This window comes from Pseudomonas sp. GM18 (assembly GCF_000282195.1).
Lineage (GTDB): Bacteria > Pseudomonadota > Gammaproteobacteria > Pseudomonadales > Pseudomonadaceae > Aquipseudomonas.
This window is the reverse complement of record NZ_AKJT01000075.1, coordinates 68,233-84,180: the sequence shown is the minus strand read 5'-3', so window position 1 is coordinate 84,180 and position 15,948 is coordinate 68,233. Positions and strand designations below refer to the sequence as shown.

The window sequence follows — 15,948 nt, the reverse complement described above, 5'->3', positions numbered from 1 at the left end:
CTTGTTTAAAAACCTGATTCAAGAACTTAACCACAAGAAGTCGCCATGAGCCGTTATCGCCCTCCCCGCACCGCCGGTACCGCGCTAATCACCCCCGAAGGTGAAGCGCGGATGCGCGCCGAGTTTCATGAACTGTGGCATGTGCGCCGACCGCAAGTGACGCAATCGGTCAGCGAGGCGGCGGCCCAGGGTGATCGCTCGGAAAACGCCGAATACACCTACGGCAAAAAAATGCTGCGCGAGATCGACAGCCGCGTGCGCTTCCTCACCAAGCGGCTGGAAGCCCTCAAGGTGGTCAGCGAAAAACCCAGCGACCCTAACAAGGTTTATTTCGGTGCCTGGGTCACGATCGAAGACGAGGATGGCAAAGAGTCACGCTATCGCATCGTCGGGCCGGATGAGCTGGACTTGAAACAAGGCCTGATCAGCATCGATTCACCGCTGGCCCGCGCCTTGATCGGCAAGGCACTGGATGCCGAAGTTCGCGTGCAGACGCCAACCGGTGAACAGTGCGTGTATATCGTGGCGATCGACTATTTTTGAGCCGCGGCGCTCTGAGCCAGCGCCCAGAGCCTCAGCAGCGGGCAATCAGCCCTTGGCGCGCGACGCGGGTCAGTTGCCTGATCACTTCAGGCGCGTCCTCGGCGCTGGGCGCCTGAATCACCGCCAGATCGAAACTGTCAGTCGCGAAGCGCTCCAGCGACTCGCCATCTTCGACAAACTGGATCAGGAATGCTGCCGGACCGCCGGTGCGACGTGGCCAGCCATCGAGGTAACGCAACAGCGTCGGCTGATGTTTACCGCCAAGCAGGATTTTTGGATTGCGCTGGGTGAGATGTGCCGTGATCGGCGCGGGGCGTACAACGGGGTTCAATGCATTCATTGTGTCGTGTCTCTGCCTCAAAAGTCTGCATGGCAGGTGAGAGGCAACACCGAACCAGCGCTTTAGCGGTATTTCGAAGCCTGTTTCAAGCTTCTATCGGCAACTGAATGAGTCGCCTGGCGCCCCGCAAGTAGCTGTTTAAATCGGCGCATGAGCAGCATCCTAGAGAAGCTGACCGGACAGTGTCAAGAATCACCAGCAACAAAAAAAGGCCCGCACAGTGCATCACACTGTGCGGGCCTTTCCGTTGAGCCAGAGCGGTCAGTCGGCGATGGCGCGGTCGACCGAGAGCTTGCCTGCGCCTTCGATCAGCACCGCGAGGCTGCCGCCGAGCAAGGCCAGGGCGAATTCATAACCGTTGTTTGCCATGAACAGACCGTTGCTGATGTGCACCGAGAAAATCGCGACCAGCGAGAGGAAGGTCAGCCCCAATGCCGCCGGACGTACCAGCAGGCCGATGATCAGCGCCAGACCGGCGAAGAATTCGGTACCACCGGCCAGGATCGCCATCAGGTGACCGGGCGCCAATCCAATGCTTTCCATGTACTGTGCGGTGCCGGCAATGCCATAACCGCCGAATGCCCCGAAGAGTTTCTGTGAGCCGTGGGCCGCGAAGATGATGCCGACGAAAATCCGCAGAATTGTCAGACCGTAGCCGGCGCGGGTGGACAGTACCTTGTTGATCAGTGTGCTCATGTTGTGTCATCCATCGTGAGTGTGTGTTGGTTGGTCGCTATATTAATCAATAAAACACATACTAAAAGCGCAAAAAACCCACCATAACTATCAGCTTAGTCGATCATTTCCATGTAACCACTTTCTGCCCCTGGGGCTCCAACGACTCCCGCTCCCGATCGAACGCCAGGTAATACTTGTTCACGCTATTAACATAGCTGACAGCCCCCATTCCCACCTGCTCCATGGCGATGCGCTCAACCTGGAAAAACCACTGATTAGGATTCAGGCCGCGCCGCCGAGCCTCGGCGCGCATGCCCTGGACCCGCTCCGGTCCCATGTTGTAGGCCGCCAGCACGAACGCCATGCGCTCACGCTCGTTGAGTTTGGGGCTGGCAAAAAACTTGCGGCGGATCATCGCCAGGTACTTGGCGCCGGCCTGCACATTGGCATCGAGATTCTGAATGTCACTGACGCCAACCCGTTGGGCGGCGGAGGGTGTTATTTGCATCAGGCCAGTGGGGCCACTGCCATTTCTGGCGGTGGGTTGCAACGCCGATTCCTTGAAGGCCAGCGCGGCCAGGTTCAGCCAGTCCATGCCCTGGGCTTGCGCGTGTTTTTGCAGCACCGGTCGAAGTTTTTCCAGACGCTGACGATCGGCCTTGGCCAAGGGATAGTGCACTTGATACAGGCGCCGGTAGATCCGCAGGAACGCCGCATCCTGGTCCGACGGTTGCTTGTAGGTGGTCAGGAAGCGGTCGATGCTCGCCCGCAACATTGAAGCGTCGCGGCGCACGAACCAGTATTCCTCGCCCGGCTCGCTGATGAGGACCTGTCGATCGAAGCGCAACTTGGGCAGGATCTTGCCCCAGCGCTCGGCGATCGGTTGCTCGACGATGGTCAGATGGAAGATCCCGCCCTGGACCATTTCCAACACGTCCTCGACGGCCAGGCTTGGGTCGACCCACTCGATCTTCACCGGGGGCAGTTTATGCAGCGCGAGCTTCTGATTGATCTGGCTGACCGCATCCCCGGCAGCACTGCCGGTGGGCAGCGCGAGGGTTTTACCCGAGAGTTGTTCGAGGTGGGTGTAACGTCGTTCGCCTTTGATCCCTACCAGCAGCAACGGCACGTTGCTGGCAATCGGTTCACTGGTGCTGACCGCGTGGCCCGATTGCGGATCAAGCAATTCCCCCGGCGCGACCAGATCCCCCTCCCCGCGTTGCAACGCGCCGAGCAGTTGATCCTTGGCTTTGGGAATGATCTTGAGGGTGATTTCCTGGCCGTCACGGGCGTGGCCATTAAGGTATTGCTCGAAAGCCCGCAGGCGGTGGTATTCGACGCCAATGGCCTGGCCCTGAACTTCGCCGGAGCTGTTGCGGCTCTGGTTGACCAGCACCCGCAGCACACGGCTACTGCGAATCTCCGCCAGGTCGCGGACCTTGGCTGCCGGTACGGCTTGCAACGGCCCGGCCAGACGCGCAACCGCCGGCATCGGCAGCAGCAACGAACAACACAGCAGTAACAAAACCGAGGGACGTGTCATCCACTCTCCGGAAAGAATACTGGCCAACCTCATGAGTGATTTCATGACATCGGGCAACAGAAACAGAGCGCTTGAAGCGCTGATAAAGTGCGAGAGAGTGGCACAGTGATGGCAAAGCTACCAACCCCGACCTGCCTCGCGGCCTCAACAGACAGCTTTAACTCGTTGTAGTTCTTGGCTTTTCTTATAAATCTACAGCTCTGATATGCTTTCCGGCCTTTGGTCCGAGGTAGCACCATGCAACTCATCGATATCGGCGTCAACCTGACCAACCCCAGTTTTGCCGACAAACACCAGGCTGTACTCGACCGTGCCTACGCTGCCGGAGTCTGCCAACTGGTGCTTACCGGGACCAGCGTCGAGGGCAGCGAACAGGCACTGGAACTGTGCCGGCAACTGGACGAAAGCGCTCAACGACTGTTCGCCACGGCCGGCATTCACCCGCACTCGGCCAGCGACTGGAACGCCGACAGCGCCCAGCGTCTGCGCAGTTTGCTCAAGGAGCCGAACGTGGTGGCCGTGGGTGAATGCGGCCTCGATTTCAATCGTGATTTCTCGCCCCGCCCGCAACAGGAAAAAGTCCTCGAAGAACATCTGGCGATGGCGGTCGAACTGCAACTGCCGGTGTTCCTGCATGAGCGCGACGCCAGTCAACGACTGCTGGAGATACTGCGTGATTACCGCGACCGGTTGCCGGCTGCCGTGGTGCACTGCTTCACCGGTGAAAAGAAGGCGCTGTTCAGCTATCTCGATCTGGACTTGCACATCGGCATCACTGGCTGGATCTGCGACGAACGCCGGGGCACGCACCTGCATCCGTTGGTCAAGGAGATCAAACGCGGGCGCTTGATGCTGGAGAGCGACGCGCCGTATCTTCTGCCCCGCAGCTTGCGCCCCAAGCCGAAGAACGGTCGCAACGAGCCGGCGTATCTGACTGAAGTGTTACGTGAAGTGGCGTTGCATCGTGGGGAAAGCATGGAAGATCTCGCCGCCCACAGCACCGCCAGTGCGCGGCAGTTCTTTGGCTTGCCTGAGTTCGCGTGATGCCTGAAAAGATCGCAGCCTTCGGCAGCTCCTACAGAGGACCGCGATCGGCGTAGGAGCTGCCGCAGGCTGCGATTTTTTTCATGCAGCACATAATCTGTTGACCCACATCAAACTCAGTCCCCCTGAGTAGCAGCACAATGCTGGCACCTTGCCAAAACTGTTTCCGCTATCAGAGAAGACCTCCATGGGTGCCTGGCTTAGCAATATCTCGCTGAAATACAAATTCTGGGCGGTCAACGCCGTCGCCTTTGTCACCACCCTGTTGCTGGTGCTGTATGCCGTGCAACTCGAACAGCAGGCCCGCAGTCACGCCGCCCAAGTCTCGGCCCAGGTCCAGGCACGATTGCTCAACGCCTGGCCTGTCGGGCAGCCGCTGCCCAAGGCCGACAACCTGCTGACCTTCAATCGTGGGCAGGCGCCTTTACTGAACGGGCAACCGCTTCTGGAACTGACCGATACCCTCGGGTGGGTCGAGATCAATGCCATGCCGCTGTTCGGGGAAAATCCGTTGATGGGTGCCGAGGTGTTCACTCGTCCCGACGGTCAACAGGTCGCGGTTGTTGCCTACGGCCCGAGCCTGAGCCAGGTGTTCGGCGAGCGCTTCACTCACTACGCGGTAGCGGTGTTCATCCTGATGCTGGCGATGCTCGGCGCGTCGCAACTGTTGATCCGCTTCCTGCTCAGCCAGCTCAACACCTTGAAAGACGTGATGCTCCACGTCGAGAAAAGCGGTGATCTGTCGGCCCGTGTGCCACTGGCCTGTAAGGACGAAGTCGGGCAGATGGCCAATGCCTTCAATGCCATGCAGGCCGGCTACCAGCGGGTGGTCAACACTGTCGCCAGCACCGCCCGGCAACTGGACGTCGGCGCCGCGCGGCTGGCTACCAGCATGAATGAGGTGCGCCACGGCATGCTCGGCCAGCAAAGTGAAACCGATCAGGCCGCCACGGCGATCAACGAAATGACCGCCACGGTCCATCACATCGCCCAACACGCCGGCGCCACCCGCGACCTCTCGCAAACAGCCGACACCCTGGCCGGCAGCGGTCAGGAAGTGGTGGCTCGGGTACAGAAATCGATTGGCGGATTGTCCACCGGCGTGCAGCAAACGGCCGAGATGATTCAGCGCCTGGCCGAGGACAGCCAGAAGATCAACGGCGTGGTCAGTGTGATTCACAGCATCGCTGAACAAACCAACCTGCTGGCCCTGAACGCGGCCATCGAAGCGGCCCGGGCCGGTGAAATGGGCCGAGGGTTTGCGGTGGTCGCCGATGAAGTGCGCAACCTGGCCAAACGGGTCCAGACGTCCACCGACGAGATCACCACCATGGTTTCAGCACTGCAGGCCGGGACTCGGGACGCGGTGGATTTCATGCAGGAAAGTTCATACAAGGCGGACGACTGCATGCAACAGGCCCAGGAAGCCAGTGTGGCCCTGGCCGAAATCACCGGTGCGGTGGCGCAGATGCGTGAAAGCAATACGCAGATCGCGGTGGCGGCCGAGCAGCAGAGTCATGTGGCGGAGGAGATGAATCGAGCGGTGGTGAGCATTCGCGACGTGACCGAGAACACCGTGAAGCAGACCGTGAACTCGGCGATTACCAGCAATGAATTGGCGATGTTGGCCGGGGAATTGAGCAAGGCTATCGGGCAACTGAAACTGTGACGGCCCCATCGCGGGCAAGCCCGCGATGGCGTCAGACCGAGCAACATCGATCCTGACCATTACACCTATCGCGCCGATAGCCAGCCTTGATTCGCCGACGGCTTTCGCCCGACCTATTCTTTGTTCATGAGCCTCAACGAACCAAGGATAAGCATCATGGGCAAACGTCACCCCAACCTTCCCGCCTGGCAATGGCGCCTGTACCCGCACAATCACCAGCACCCGACCAATCTGGTGTTGCACCTGATTGCCGTGCCGCTGTTCATCGTGGCGTTTTTGCTGATGGTCTCGGGGGTGTTCAGCCTGGATCTGGCGAGCTTCGCGATTGGCGTTATCGGCCTGATTGCCGCCCTGGGCCTGCAGCGCCACGGTCATAGCCTGGAGGCGCAAGCCTCCGAGCCGTTCAGTAATCGCAAAGACGCGGTATCACGCTTGCTGGTCGAGCAGTTCCTGACCTTCCCCCGATTTTTCTTCAGTGGCGGCTGGTGGCGCGCCTGGCATGAGCGCCACCGTCGCCGTCGCTGATCAGGCGAAAATCGTGACGGTCTGCCGACTCATGGCGATCAACTGACCGTCTTCGCTCCACAGATTGGCGGCGGCGTGTCCGTAGCCGTCAGCGGCATGCTCGATGTCCACCAGGTACTTGCACCAGTCCAGCGTGCTCAACGCCAGCAACGGCTGGACGAATTCGATAGTCCAGGTGAGCGTGCTGCCTGCCGCCGGTTTCTTCAGATGCGACAACAAGGACGGCGGCCAGGCATCGACCAGCGCCAGGATATGGGCTTCGCTGACCGCCTCGCCCTCCCCATCCCCACGCAGGCGCACCCAACCACCCATGTCCCGCGATTTGTTACCGGTGAACGGCATGCCACCGACACTCCAGCGCATGGCCAGGTAACGCATGAATTCCGGAGTCACGCCTTTGATGTACGGCAGTTCCTGACAATCGTCCCAGTGCTTCATCTCGGGAGCCGGGTTGGCCGTGACCACCACTTCGGAAGGTCGCGAAGCGCCGAAGCTGCCCTGGACCAACGTCACCACTTGCCCCTTCTGCATCGCCCGGCCCAGCACCTGGCTGACGGCTTTGCCTTCGCGCAATACGTCGACTTCAAAACTGACCGGCACATCGGGTTCGACCGGGCCGACAAAGGTGATTGCCAGCGAGCGTACCGGACGATCCGCCGGGACTTTTGCGCGCATGGCTTCGTATTGCAAGGCAGCTATCAGACCACCAAAACTCGCCCGTCCCTGGCCCCATTCGGGCGGAATAGACACTTCCTGCGGCTGGCTGCGAACAGCGTCGAGCAGATCGGAAAAGCGCATGGGAACCTCAGAGACTGGGAAATGGATGGAGCGATCTTAACCAGCCGGCAAGGCCGGCACAGCGCTTATTCCGGCCAAAGAGCCCGACAGATAGGCCGGATGGGTTCAGGATTTGAAGCAGGCGGCGCTGAGTTTGTCGAGGACGCGGTCGGCGCGCGCTTCGGCCTGGGCCATGGTGGTTTCCCAGACCGCGACACATGGCTGCAAATCGGACTCTTCCTTGGCGCGGGCCAGCCATTGCCAGCTGTCGTGCCAATCGCCCAAGGCAGCCTGAGCCGATTTCAGCCTGGGCATGGCCGCTTCCGGCAAACGATCCAGTTCGGGATAAGCTTCGATGCCATAACGCGCACGCTTGATCAGCAGGCGCAGACGATGGCGGTCATGGGCGGGATCGTGCAGGGCCTGGTCGAGTTTCTTCCATTGTTTGGCCAGGCGTTTTTCGATGCGCTGGCGCAAGCCCTTGAGTAAACCCTGGCGCTGGGAAGCCCGCAGAAAACGCGGAAAGGCGTCGAGGATCATCAGCAACTGCGTCAGCTCCGGGCTCATCGCCACGGCTGGATAAGCCTCAGCCATCTGCGCCATGCGCCGGTGCGCGGCCTCGGGTTGATTGTGCTGGAGCAAGTACGCCGCCAGCACTTCACGATCACGCAACGGCGTGGTCAGTTGGCCGACCCGGGACGACGCTGCTTCCAGCTGTTCGACCCCGGGCAAACCACGCAAGGGCCGCAGCAGGCTGCGCAATCGGCGCACGGAGGTACGCAGATCGTGCAGCGCTTCCGGATCGGTGCGGGCACTCAAGCGTGCCTGACAGGCCAGCAAACGGACTTCCAGGCCCAATACTTGAGCCACCAACCGATCAACCACGGCAGACATCGCGTACTCCCTGAATCGAATTACCCTGAGTACGCTCCATCATGCCTCAACGGCCGGCGCGGGACTCACGAATGTAGAAGCGCGCCTTCTCGGCCTTCCTGGCGCAACCCTCGAACGCTTCGAATTGTTGCTGGGTCTTGGCACCGGTCAACAACGACAGCGCCTTGGAGTAGCTGACAGTCCCGGCGAAACCCTCGGCCTTGGCCAGATCCAGTTCGTGCCAGGCGGCGTCGAGCTGGCTACCGCAGCTGTCACGGTAAGCGGTTTTACCGGCACAACCGGCAAGCGCCAACGCAATCAAAGGCACACAAATCCAGGCTTTCATTACTCACACCTCAAAGATAGTAGACAGTCGTGCAGGTAAGACCGCTCTGGCGCGTGAAAAGTGCCTTGGACCCGCAGTGGAAACTATAGCGCTCGCGAGGATACCCACTCGCCTTACTTGAGTGTCAAAAAACGACGCCCTCTCCCGTCGAACGACCATAGCGATTGAAGCGTGCCCCTCGATGGGTGCATTGTTGAACCTTGTCAGAGAGGTCGATTCATGAAAAAGCGTGTCGCACTGGTGTTGGGCTCGGGCGGCGCCCGGGGCTACGCCCATATCGGCGTCATTGAAGAGATCGAACGGCGTGGCTACGACATTGCCTGCATCGCCGGTTGCTCCATGGGCGCGGTGGTCGGCGGGATCTATGCCGCCGGCAAACTCGATGATTATCGCGACTGGATCGAGAGCCTGGATTACCTCGACGTGTTGCGCCTGGTGGACGTCAGCTTCCGCCTGGGCGCGATTCGCGGGGAGAAGGTCTTCGGGCAGATCCGCAAGATCGTCGGCGAGATCAATATCGAAGACCTGCGCATCCCCTACACGGCCGTGGCCACGGACCTGACCAACCAGCAGGAAATCTGGTTCCAGGAAGGCTGCCTGCACCAGGCCATGCGTGCCTCGGCGGCAATCCCCAGCCTGTTCACCCCCGTGATGCAAGGCAATCGCATGCTGGTGGACGGCGGCATCCTCAACCCGTTGCCGATCGTGCCGGTGGTGTCGAGCCATTGCGACCTGATCATCGCGGTCAACCTCAACTCCACCAACCAGCGTCACTATCAACTGCCGGTGATCCAGCGCCCGGCGGCATTCAAGACCCGCTTCGACAGCCTGATCAACTCGCTGGGCTCGAAACTGCCCTTCCGCCGCAAACAGGCGGAGCAATTGCTGCTGCTGGAAAAGGAAGCGCTAATGGCAGAGGCGGCCGAGATCAACCCGTGGATCGAATCCCCTGAGCCTCAAGCCCAGCAACCGGCCGCCGCCCCGGAAAGCAACGGCGCACCGAAATCCGCTACCGGGTCGTTCATCATCGACAACGTCGGGCCGGCATCTTTGCTGGACCTGATCAACCAGAGTTTCGAGGTGATGCAAACCTCATTGGCGCAGTACAAGATTGCCGGGTATCCACCGGATATCCTGATCAACGTGCCCAAGCGGGTGTGCCGTTTTTTCGAGTTCTACAAGGCGCCGGAGTTGATCGCGCTGGGGCGCGAGATTGCGCGCGATACGCTGGATCGGTATGAGAATGAGCGGAATGAGGATTGGCGGTAAAGCGTACTGACGATCGTTCCCACGCTCCGCGTGGGAATGCATCCGGTGACGCTCCGCGTCACTTTTTAACGGCGGACGCAGAGCGTCCAGGGCGGCATTCCCACGCAGAGCGTGGGAACGATCAAGCAGACACCACCTAACTCAACGATTCAATCAACCGATACCCCACCCCCGCCTCGGTGACGATGAACCGCGGCTGAGTCGGATCATCCGCCAGTTTCTGCCGCAAGTGCCCGACCACTATCCGCAGATAGTGACTGTCCTCGGTATGAGTCGGCCCCCAGATGTCCTTGAGCAATTGCTGCTGGGTGATGACCCGTCCCGGGTGCCGCGCCAATTGCGCCAGCACCGCGTATTCCTTACGCGTCAGCGCCACTTCGGCGCCGTCCAATAGCACCCGGCGATAAGCCAGGTCGACGGTGAGCGGACCGAAACTGAGCGCCGCTTCCTGGGCCTCACCCGTTGGTGCCTGACGCAGCAAGGCGCGTACCCTGGCGAGAAACTCCTGAATGCCGAACGGCTTGGTCACGTAGTCGTTGGCGCCGCCATCCAGCGCCTGGACTTTCTGCCCTTCGCTAGCGCGCACCGAGAGCACCAGCACCGGTACCGTCGACCACTCGCGAAACTCGCGCAGCACCTGCTGGCCGTCCATGTCCGGCAGGCCGAGATCGAGCACCAACAGGTCGGGCTTGTTCAATGCGGCCTGGGCCAGGCCTTCCGTGCCGGTGCCGGCCTCCAGCACTTTGTAGCCTTGGGAGGCGAGGCTGATGCGCAGGAACTTGCGGATCTGCGGCTCGTCGTCGATGACCAAAATGGTCGCGGTCTGGCTCATGAATTCACATCAACACAAAGAGGTGGCAAGAGAGTAGCGCAGGCGAGATCAGGCTTCACTGTCCAATCCCGGCTGAGTCTGCAACGGCAAGTGCAGCGTGATGCAGGTGCCGCGCCCTTCGATGCCGTCGGCGACGCTGATCCGCCCGCCATGGGCACCGACCATGCCCTGACAGATCGCCAGCCCCAACCCGGTGCCCTGCCCGCCACGATCGCCACGAGCAGCGGTGTAGAACATGTCGAAAACCTTCGCCCGTTCCTCTTCCGGAATCCCCGGCCCCTCATCGCTCACCGAAAAAAACAGCTCGTTGTCAGTGGCGCCGGCGCGCAATTCAAGACGTCCGTGGGGTGGTGAGAAACGCGCGGCGTTTTCCAGCACATTGACCAGTGCTTGCTCGATCAACGCGGCATGAACATAGAGCAGCGGCAGCTCGGCCGGCACTTCGGTAATGACGTGCAACGACGCCAGCACCGCGCGCAGACGATTGAGCGAACTGCCGACGATGTCTGCCGACGATACCCAGTCCCGCGCCAGCTTCAGGGCGCCGTGGCCGAGGCGGGTCATGTCCAGCAGGTTTTGGATGTAGCGATCCAGCCGTTCGGCTTCATCACGGGTGCCTTCGAGCAGTTCGCGGCGGTCCGCAAGCGGAATCGCCTCGCCCAGTGCCAGCAGGCTGTCGATGCTGCCGCGCATGGAGGTCAGCGGTGTGCGCAAATCGTGGGACACCGACGCCAGCAGCGCGCTGCGCAACTGTTCGGTTTCGCCATGCAAGCGCGCGGCCTCAAGGTCATCGGCCAGTTGTGCCCGGGCCAACGCCTGGGCCAGCGGTTGGCTCAATGCGGTCAGCAAACGCCGACGCTGGCCGCTCAGGGTCTGGCCTTCCTTGGCACACACGCCGAGCAATGCCAGCGGCCCGTCGTCCACCGACAACGGCCACCACCACCAGCGTCCGAACGGCAAGGTACCGGTGCCCGCTCCTGCCGGTTGATCGTGTTGCCAGGCCCAATCGGCGGCGGCGCGCTCGGCTTCGGAAAACTCCAGCGGCCCACCGGTTTCGACTTTCCAGCCGCTCTGGCCATCGCGATTGAGCAGGCACAGTTTCAGGTCGTTCCAGCCGTTGAGATGCTGGGCCGCGGCGCTGACCACGGCCTGACGGTCGGTGGCGGCGGTGAGTTTGCGCGACAGGTCGAGCAGTTCGCTGGTCTCTTCCTGAGTGTCACGCAAGGCTTGTAATTGTCGTCGTTGCAGCGCCGCAAGGTTGCCGGTGAGGGCCGCCATCAGCAGGAAGAACAGCAAGGTCAGCACGTCTTCTTCGCGCTGGATGGCAAATGAGAAATTTGGTGGAATGAACAGAAAGTCATAGGTCAGAAACGACAGCGCCGCACAGGCCAGCGCCGGGCCAAGGCTGCTGCGCACCGCCACCAGCAATACCGCCGCAAGGAACACCAACGAAATGTTGGGCAACGGCAAGACGCTCGACACCGCCCAGGCCAGGGCACTGGCGAGCACCGTCGCCACCAGCGCCAAGGCGTAGTCGAACCACACCAATGACTGCGCCGAACGCTGACGTGGCTGATGCTGTTCGTGATCGCTGTCGAGCACGTTGATTTCCAAGCCGCGAGCATCACGCAGCAAACGCGACGCCAGACCGCCACCGAACAAGCGCCGACGCAAACACTGGCGTGACTGGCCCACCAGCACCAGGCTGGCACGACGTTCAGCGGCGTGCTGAATCAAGGTTTTCGCCACCTCACCGGCACGCAGCAACACCACTTCGCCACCGAGACGTTCAGCCAGTTGCTGAGCGTTTTGCAGACGCATGCGCGACTGCTCGTCACGCACCCGGCCGTTGTCCACATGCACCAGGCTCCACGGCAAATGCCGCCGCTGGGCGACGCGACTGGCGTGACGCACCAGACGCTCGGCCTGCGCATCGCCATCGACGCCCACCAGCAAGCGACCGCGCACCGCTGGCGCCGCTTGCCCCAACTGGCGATACCCCTGCGCCAGATCGTCATCCACCTGAGCGGCCGCGGTTTGCATCGCCAGTTCGCGCAGAGCGGTGAGGTTGGTCTGGGTGAAGAACGCATCGATGGCCGCCCGGGCCTGCTCCGGCACGTAGACTTTGCCATCGCGCAGTCGCTCCAGCAGCTCGCGCGGTGGCAGGTCGATCAGCAGCAGTTCGTAGGCTTCTTGCAACACCCAATCCGGCAGGGTTTCGCGCACCTGTACGCCGGTGATGCCGCGCACCTGATCGTTGAGGCTTTCCAGATGCTGGACGTTGACCGTGGTGAACACGTCGATGCCGGCGGCCAGCAATTCCTGGATGTCTTGCCAGCGTTTGGTGTGACGGCTGCCGGGGGCATTGCTGTGGGCCAGTTCATCGACCAGCACCAGTTTCGGCTTGGCGGCGAGCAAGCCGTCAAGGTCCATTTCTTCGAGCATTACGCCACGGTATTCCGAGCGCACCAACGGCTGCTGCGGTAAACCGGCAAGCAGTGCTTCGGTTTCCGCGCGACCGTGGGTTTCAACCACCCCGGCCAGGACTTTCACGCCCTGGCGCAGTTGAGTGTGGGCGGCTTGCAGCATGGCGTAGGTCTTGCCGACGCCCGGGGCGGCGCCAAGGAACACCTTGAGCCGGCCACGGCCATCGCGGGGCAGGTCTGCTAACAGCGCATCGGCGCGGCCGGAGTCACTCATGCTTGAAGTTCTCTCTAATTGATCGTTCCCACGCTCTGCGTGGGAATGCAGCCCGGGGCGCTCCGCGCCCCAGCCGAAGCGGACGCAGAGCGTCCATAGATGCGTTCCCACGCAGAGCGTGGGAACGATCCTTCCAACCGTCTAACCTTTACAGCTTTTCCAGCGCCGCATTCAACTCAAGCACATTCACCACCGGCGGCCCCACCAACGGTTGCTCGGTGTGCGCGTCCAGCAGTTGCTCAAGCGTAGACACCGGCAGATTGCGCGCCGCCGCGACACGCGCCAGTTGATAGGCAATTGCGGCCGGTGGCAAGTGCGGATCCAGACCGCTGCCGGAGGTGGTCAGCAAGGCCAATGGCACCGGCCCCTGACCGGGCACTTGCAGTTTATTGGCCTCGTCGATCACCCGAGTGGCGAGCGCCGGATTGCTGGGCGAGAGGTTGCTGGCGCTGCTCGACACGGTGGCAAAGGCACCGGCCGATGGCCGTGGGTGGAACCACGCATCGCCGACGAAATCCTGGGCAATCAGCGACGAGCCGCGGACCTTGCCGTCGGCATCGCGCACCAGGCTGCCATTGGCCTGGTCCGGGAAGGCAACCTGGGCAACGCCGGTCACTACCAAGGGGTAGGCGACGCCGGTGATCAGAGTCATCAGCACCAGCAGGCTCAGGGCCGGACGTATCAGTGTGGACATTTCAAAATCCTCGAATTCAGAGAAGGCGGTGTGTCTGACACACCGCCATGCAGAGTCAAACCAAGCTCAACGCCGTCAACAGCATGTCGATCACCTTGATGCCCACGAACGGCACCACAATCCCGCCCAGTCCATAGATCAGCAGATTGCGCCGCAGCAGCGCCGCCGCACTCGCCGCTTGTACCCGCACACCGCGCAGCGCCAGTGGGATCAGCACCACAATGATCAGGGCGTTGAATACGATCGCCGAGAGAATCGCGCTCTGCGGACTGCTCAAGTGCATGACGTTGAGCACACCCAATTGCGGGTAGATCGAGGCGAACAGCGCCGGCAGGATCGCGAAGTACTTGGCCACGTCGTTGGCGATGGAAAAGGTGGTCAGCGCACCACGAGTCACCAGCAATTCCTTGCCGATTTGCACCACGTCCAACAGCTTGGTCGGGTCGCTGTCGAGGTCGACCATGTTCGCCGCCTCCCGCGCCGCTTGCGTGCCGTCGTTCATCGCCATGCCGACGTCCGCCTGGGCCAGGGCCGGGGCGTCGTTGGCGCCGTCGCCGCACATGGCGACCAGCCGACCGTCGTTCTGCTCATGGCGAATGCGCGCCAGTTTTTTCTCCGGCGTGGCTTCGGCCAGCACGTCATCCACGCCTGCTTCAGCAGCAATCGCGGCGGCAGTCAGCGGGTTGTCGCCGGTGACCATGACCGTGCGAATCCCCAGTTTGCGCAGCTCGGCGAAACGCTCGCGGATGCCGGGCTTGACCACGTCCTTGAGGTGGATGACACCGAGCAATTTACCGTCGGCGCACACCAGTAACGGCGTGCCGCCACTCTGGGCGATCTTGTCGATTTCCCGGGACAGGGCGGGAGCCAGATCAGCGCGTTTCAGCCCGACAAAGGTCAGCAGCGAATCCACCGCGCCTTTGCGATAGACCCGGCCCTGATAGTCGACACCGGACAGGCGGGTTTCAGCGCTGAACGGGACGGCGCTCAGCGCCTCGGGGGACGGCTCGGGTTGCGAGTGAAGACCGCGCAGGTAGTCGACGATGGATTTACCTTCAGCCGTGTCATCGGCCAGCGAGGCAAACAACGCGCCCTCGGCCAGTTCTTTGGCGCTGACGCCTGGTGCGGCATAAACCGCGCTGCAGCGACGGTTGCCGAAGGTGATGGTGCCGGTCTTGTCCAGCAACAGGACGTGCACGTCCCCCGCCGCTTCCACGGCGCGACCAGATTTGGCGATCACGTTCAGGCGCACCAGGCGATCCATCCCGGCAATACCGATGGCCGACAGCAAGCCACCAATGGTGGTCGGAATCAGCGTGACCAATAACGCCACCAGAAACACCAGCGGCAGGTTACCGTTGGCGAAGTGGGCGAACGGTTGCAGGGTCACCACCACCAACAGGAAGATCAGGGTCAGGCCGATCAGCAGGATATCCAGCGCGACTTCGTTCGGAGTTTTCTGGCGTTTGGCGCCTTCGACCAGCGCGATCATGCGATCCAGGGTCGACTCACCGGGGTTGGCGGTGATACGCACCAGCAGCCAGTCCGACACCAGTCGAGTGTTGCCAGTGACGGCCGAACGGTCGCCACCGGACTCGCGAATCACCGGCGCCGATTCACCGGTAATCGCCGCTTCGTTGACCGCTGCGATGCCTTCGATCACCTCGCCGTCACCGGGAATCATCTCCCCGGCTTCGACGCGCACCACATCGCCCTTGCGCAGGCTACTGGCGGGCACTACCTGAAAGCTGCCATTGGCGCTTTTGCGCCGGGCGCTCAAACCAATGCTGCCGGCCTTGAGGCTGTCGGCGCGGGCCTTGCCGCGACCTTCGGCCAACGCTTCGGCGAAGTTGGCGAACAGCACGGTGAACCATAGCCACAACGCGATTTGCGCGGCGACGAAGGTCGGCACGGCGCTGTCGGGAATGAAACACAGCACGGTGGTGAGGATGGCGGTCAGTTCCACCACCAGCATCACCGGCGCACGCTGCAATTGCCGTGGGTCGAGCTTGACGAAAGCTTGCACCAGCGCCGGCCGCCAGAGGGCCGAGATCGCGGTTTTCGTTTGTTCCGGCGCCTTGACGACGGCGGCTTTCGTTGCGGGCATATTCATCA

General features: G+C 61.7%; 15 protein-coding genes. 5 read left to right on the top strand and 10 right to left on the bottom strand.

Features of this window, described 5'->3' with window-relative positions; translation table 11 throughout:
• Window positions 1-45: 45 nt before the first annotated feature.
• On the top strand, window positions 46-543 hold the full coding sequence (greB, locus tag PMI21_RS08920) for a transcription elongation factor GreB (protein WP_007939982.1): 498 nt from the start codon (window positions 46-48) through the stop codon (window positions 541-543).
• Window positions 544-574: 31 nt separating this feature from the next.
• On the opposite strand, the gene PMI21_RS08925 is transcribed toward greB, so the two are convergent.
• The 3 genes from PMI21_RS08925 to PMI21_RS08935 form a co-directional block, all read right to left on the bottom strand.
• Entirely contained in the window at window positions 575-883 is a 309-nt protein-coding gene (locus PMI21_RS08925; protein WP_007939981.1) for a hypothetical protein, read from the bottom strand.
• A 261-nt stretch (window positions 884-1,144) separates the two neighbouring features.
• Entirely contained in the window at window positions 1,145-1,579 is a 435-nt protein-coding gene (locus PMI21_RS08930; RefSeq protein ID WP_007939980.1) for a DoxX family protein, read from the bottom strand.
• Between the two features lie 103 nt (window positions 1,580-1,682).
• A complete protein-coding gene (locus PMI21_RS08935; RefSeq protein WP_007939979.1) occupies window positions 1,683-3,104 on the bottom strand; it encodes a transglycosylase SLT domain-containing protein in 1,422 nt (473 codons plus the stop codon).
• Window positions 3,105-3,341: 237 nt separating this feature from the next.
• Here PMI21_RS08935 and PMI21_RS08940 point away from each other — a divergent pair, with 237 nt between their 5' ends.
• The 3 genes from PMI21_RS08940 (at window position 3,342) to PMI21_RS08950 (ending at window position 6,342) form a co-directional block, all read left to right on the top strand.
• A complete protein-coding gene (locus tag PMI21_RS08940) occupies window positions 3,342-4,148 on the top strand; it encodes a TatD family hydrolase (protein WP_007939978.1) in 807 nt (268 codons plus the stop codon).
• Window positions 4,149-4,335: 187 nt separating this feature from the next.
• A complete protein-coding gene (locus tag PMI21_RS08945) occupies window positions 4,336-5,817 on the top strand; it encodes a methyl-accepting chemotaxis protein (protein ID WP_007939977.1) in 1,482 nt (493 codons plus the stop codon).
• 156 nt (window positions 5,818-5,973) lie between these two features.
• Window positions 5,974-6,342 (top strand): Mpo1-like protein, encoded by a 369-nt coding sequence (locus PMI21_RS08950; RefSeq protein WP_007939976.1) that lies wholly within the window; start codon window positions 5,974-5,976, stop codon window positions 6,340-6,342.
• Here the strand turns inward: PMI21_RS08950 and PMI21_RS08955 are convergent, their stop codons facing one another.
• From PMI21_RS08955 to PMI21_RS08965, 3 genes are all read right to left on the bottom strand, one after another.
• Window positions 6,343-7,140, bottom strand: a complete 798-nt coding sequence (locus PMI21_RS08955; RefSeq protein ID WP_007939974.1) for an acyl-CoA thioesterase — start codon at window positions 7,138-7,140, stop codon at window positions 6,343-6,345.
• Window positions 7,141-7,245: 105 nt separating this feature from the next.
• The gene (locus PMI21_RS08960) at window positions 7,246-8,013 is read right to left on the bottom strand and encodes a CHAD domain-containing protein (protein WP_007939973.1); all 768 of its coding nucleotides are present in this window, start codon (window positions 8,011-8,013) and stop codon (window positions 7,246-7,248) included.
• A gap of 46 nt (window positions 8,014-8,059) precedes the next feature.
• Complete coding sequence (locus PMI21_RS08965) at window positions 8,060-8,338, bottom strand: hypothetical protein (protein ID WP_007939972.1); 279 nt, start codon at window positions 8,336-8,338, stop codon at window positions 8,060-8,062.
• Between the two features lie 219 nt (window positions 8,339-8,557).
• On the opposite strand from PMI21_RS08965, the gene PMI21_RS08970 reads away from it, so the two are divergent.
• Window positions 8,558-9,607, top strand: coding sequence for a patatin-like phospholipase family protein (locus PMI21_RS08970; RefSeq protein ID WP_007939971.1), 1,050 nt, complete (start codon window positions 8,558-8,560; stop codon window positions 9,605-9,607).
• Between the two features lie 136 nt (window positions 9,608-9,743).
• Here the strand turns inward: PMI21_RS08970 and PMI21_RS08975 are convergent, their stop codons facing one another.
• From PMI21_RS08975 to kdpB, 4 genes are all read right to left on the bottom strand, one after another.
• A complete protein-coding gene (locus PMI21_RS08975; RefSeq protein WP_007939969.1) occupies window positions 9,744-10,439 on the bottom strand; it encodes a response regulator in 696 nt (231 codons plus the stop codon).
• A gap of 48 nt (window positions 10,440-10,487) precedes the next feature.
• Entirely contained in the window at window positions 10,488-13,139 is a 2,652-nt protein-coding gene (locus tag PMI21_RS08980) for a sensor histidine kinase (RefSeq protein ID WP_007939968.1), read from the bottom strand.
• Between the two features lie 148 nt (window positions 13,140-13,287).
• The gene (gene kdpC / locus PMI21_RS08985) at window positions 13,288-13,833 is read right to left on the bottom strand and encodes a potassium-transporting ATPase subunit KdpC (RefSeq protein WP_007939967.1); all 546 of its coding nucleotides are present in this window, start codon (window positions 13,831-13,833) and stop codon (window positions 13,288-13,290) included.
• Window positions 13,834-13,888: 55 nt separating this feature from the next.
• Window positions 13,889-15,946 carry a potassium-transporting ATPase subunit KdpB gene (kdpB, locus tag PMI21_RS08990; RefSeq protein WP_007939966.1) on the bottom strand — a complete coding sequence of 686 codons (2,058 nt, stop codon included), beginning with the start codon at window positions 15,944-15,946 and terminating at the stop codon, window positions 13,889-13,891.
• Window positions 15,947-15,948 lie beyond the last annotated feature (2 nt).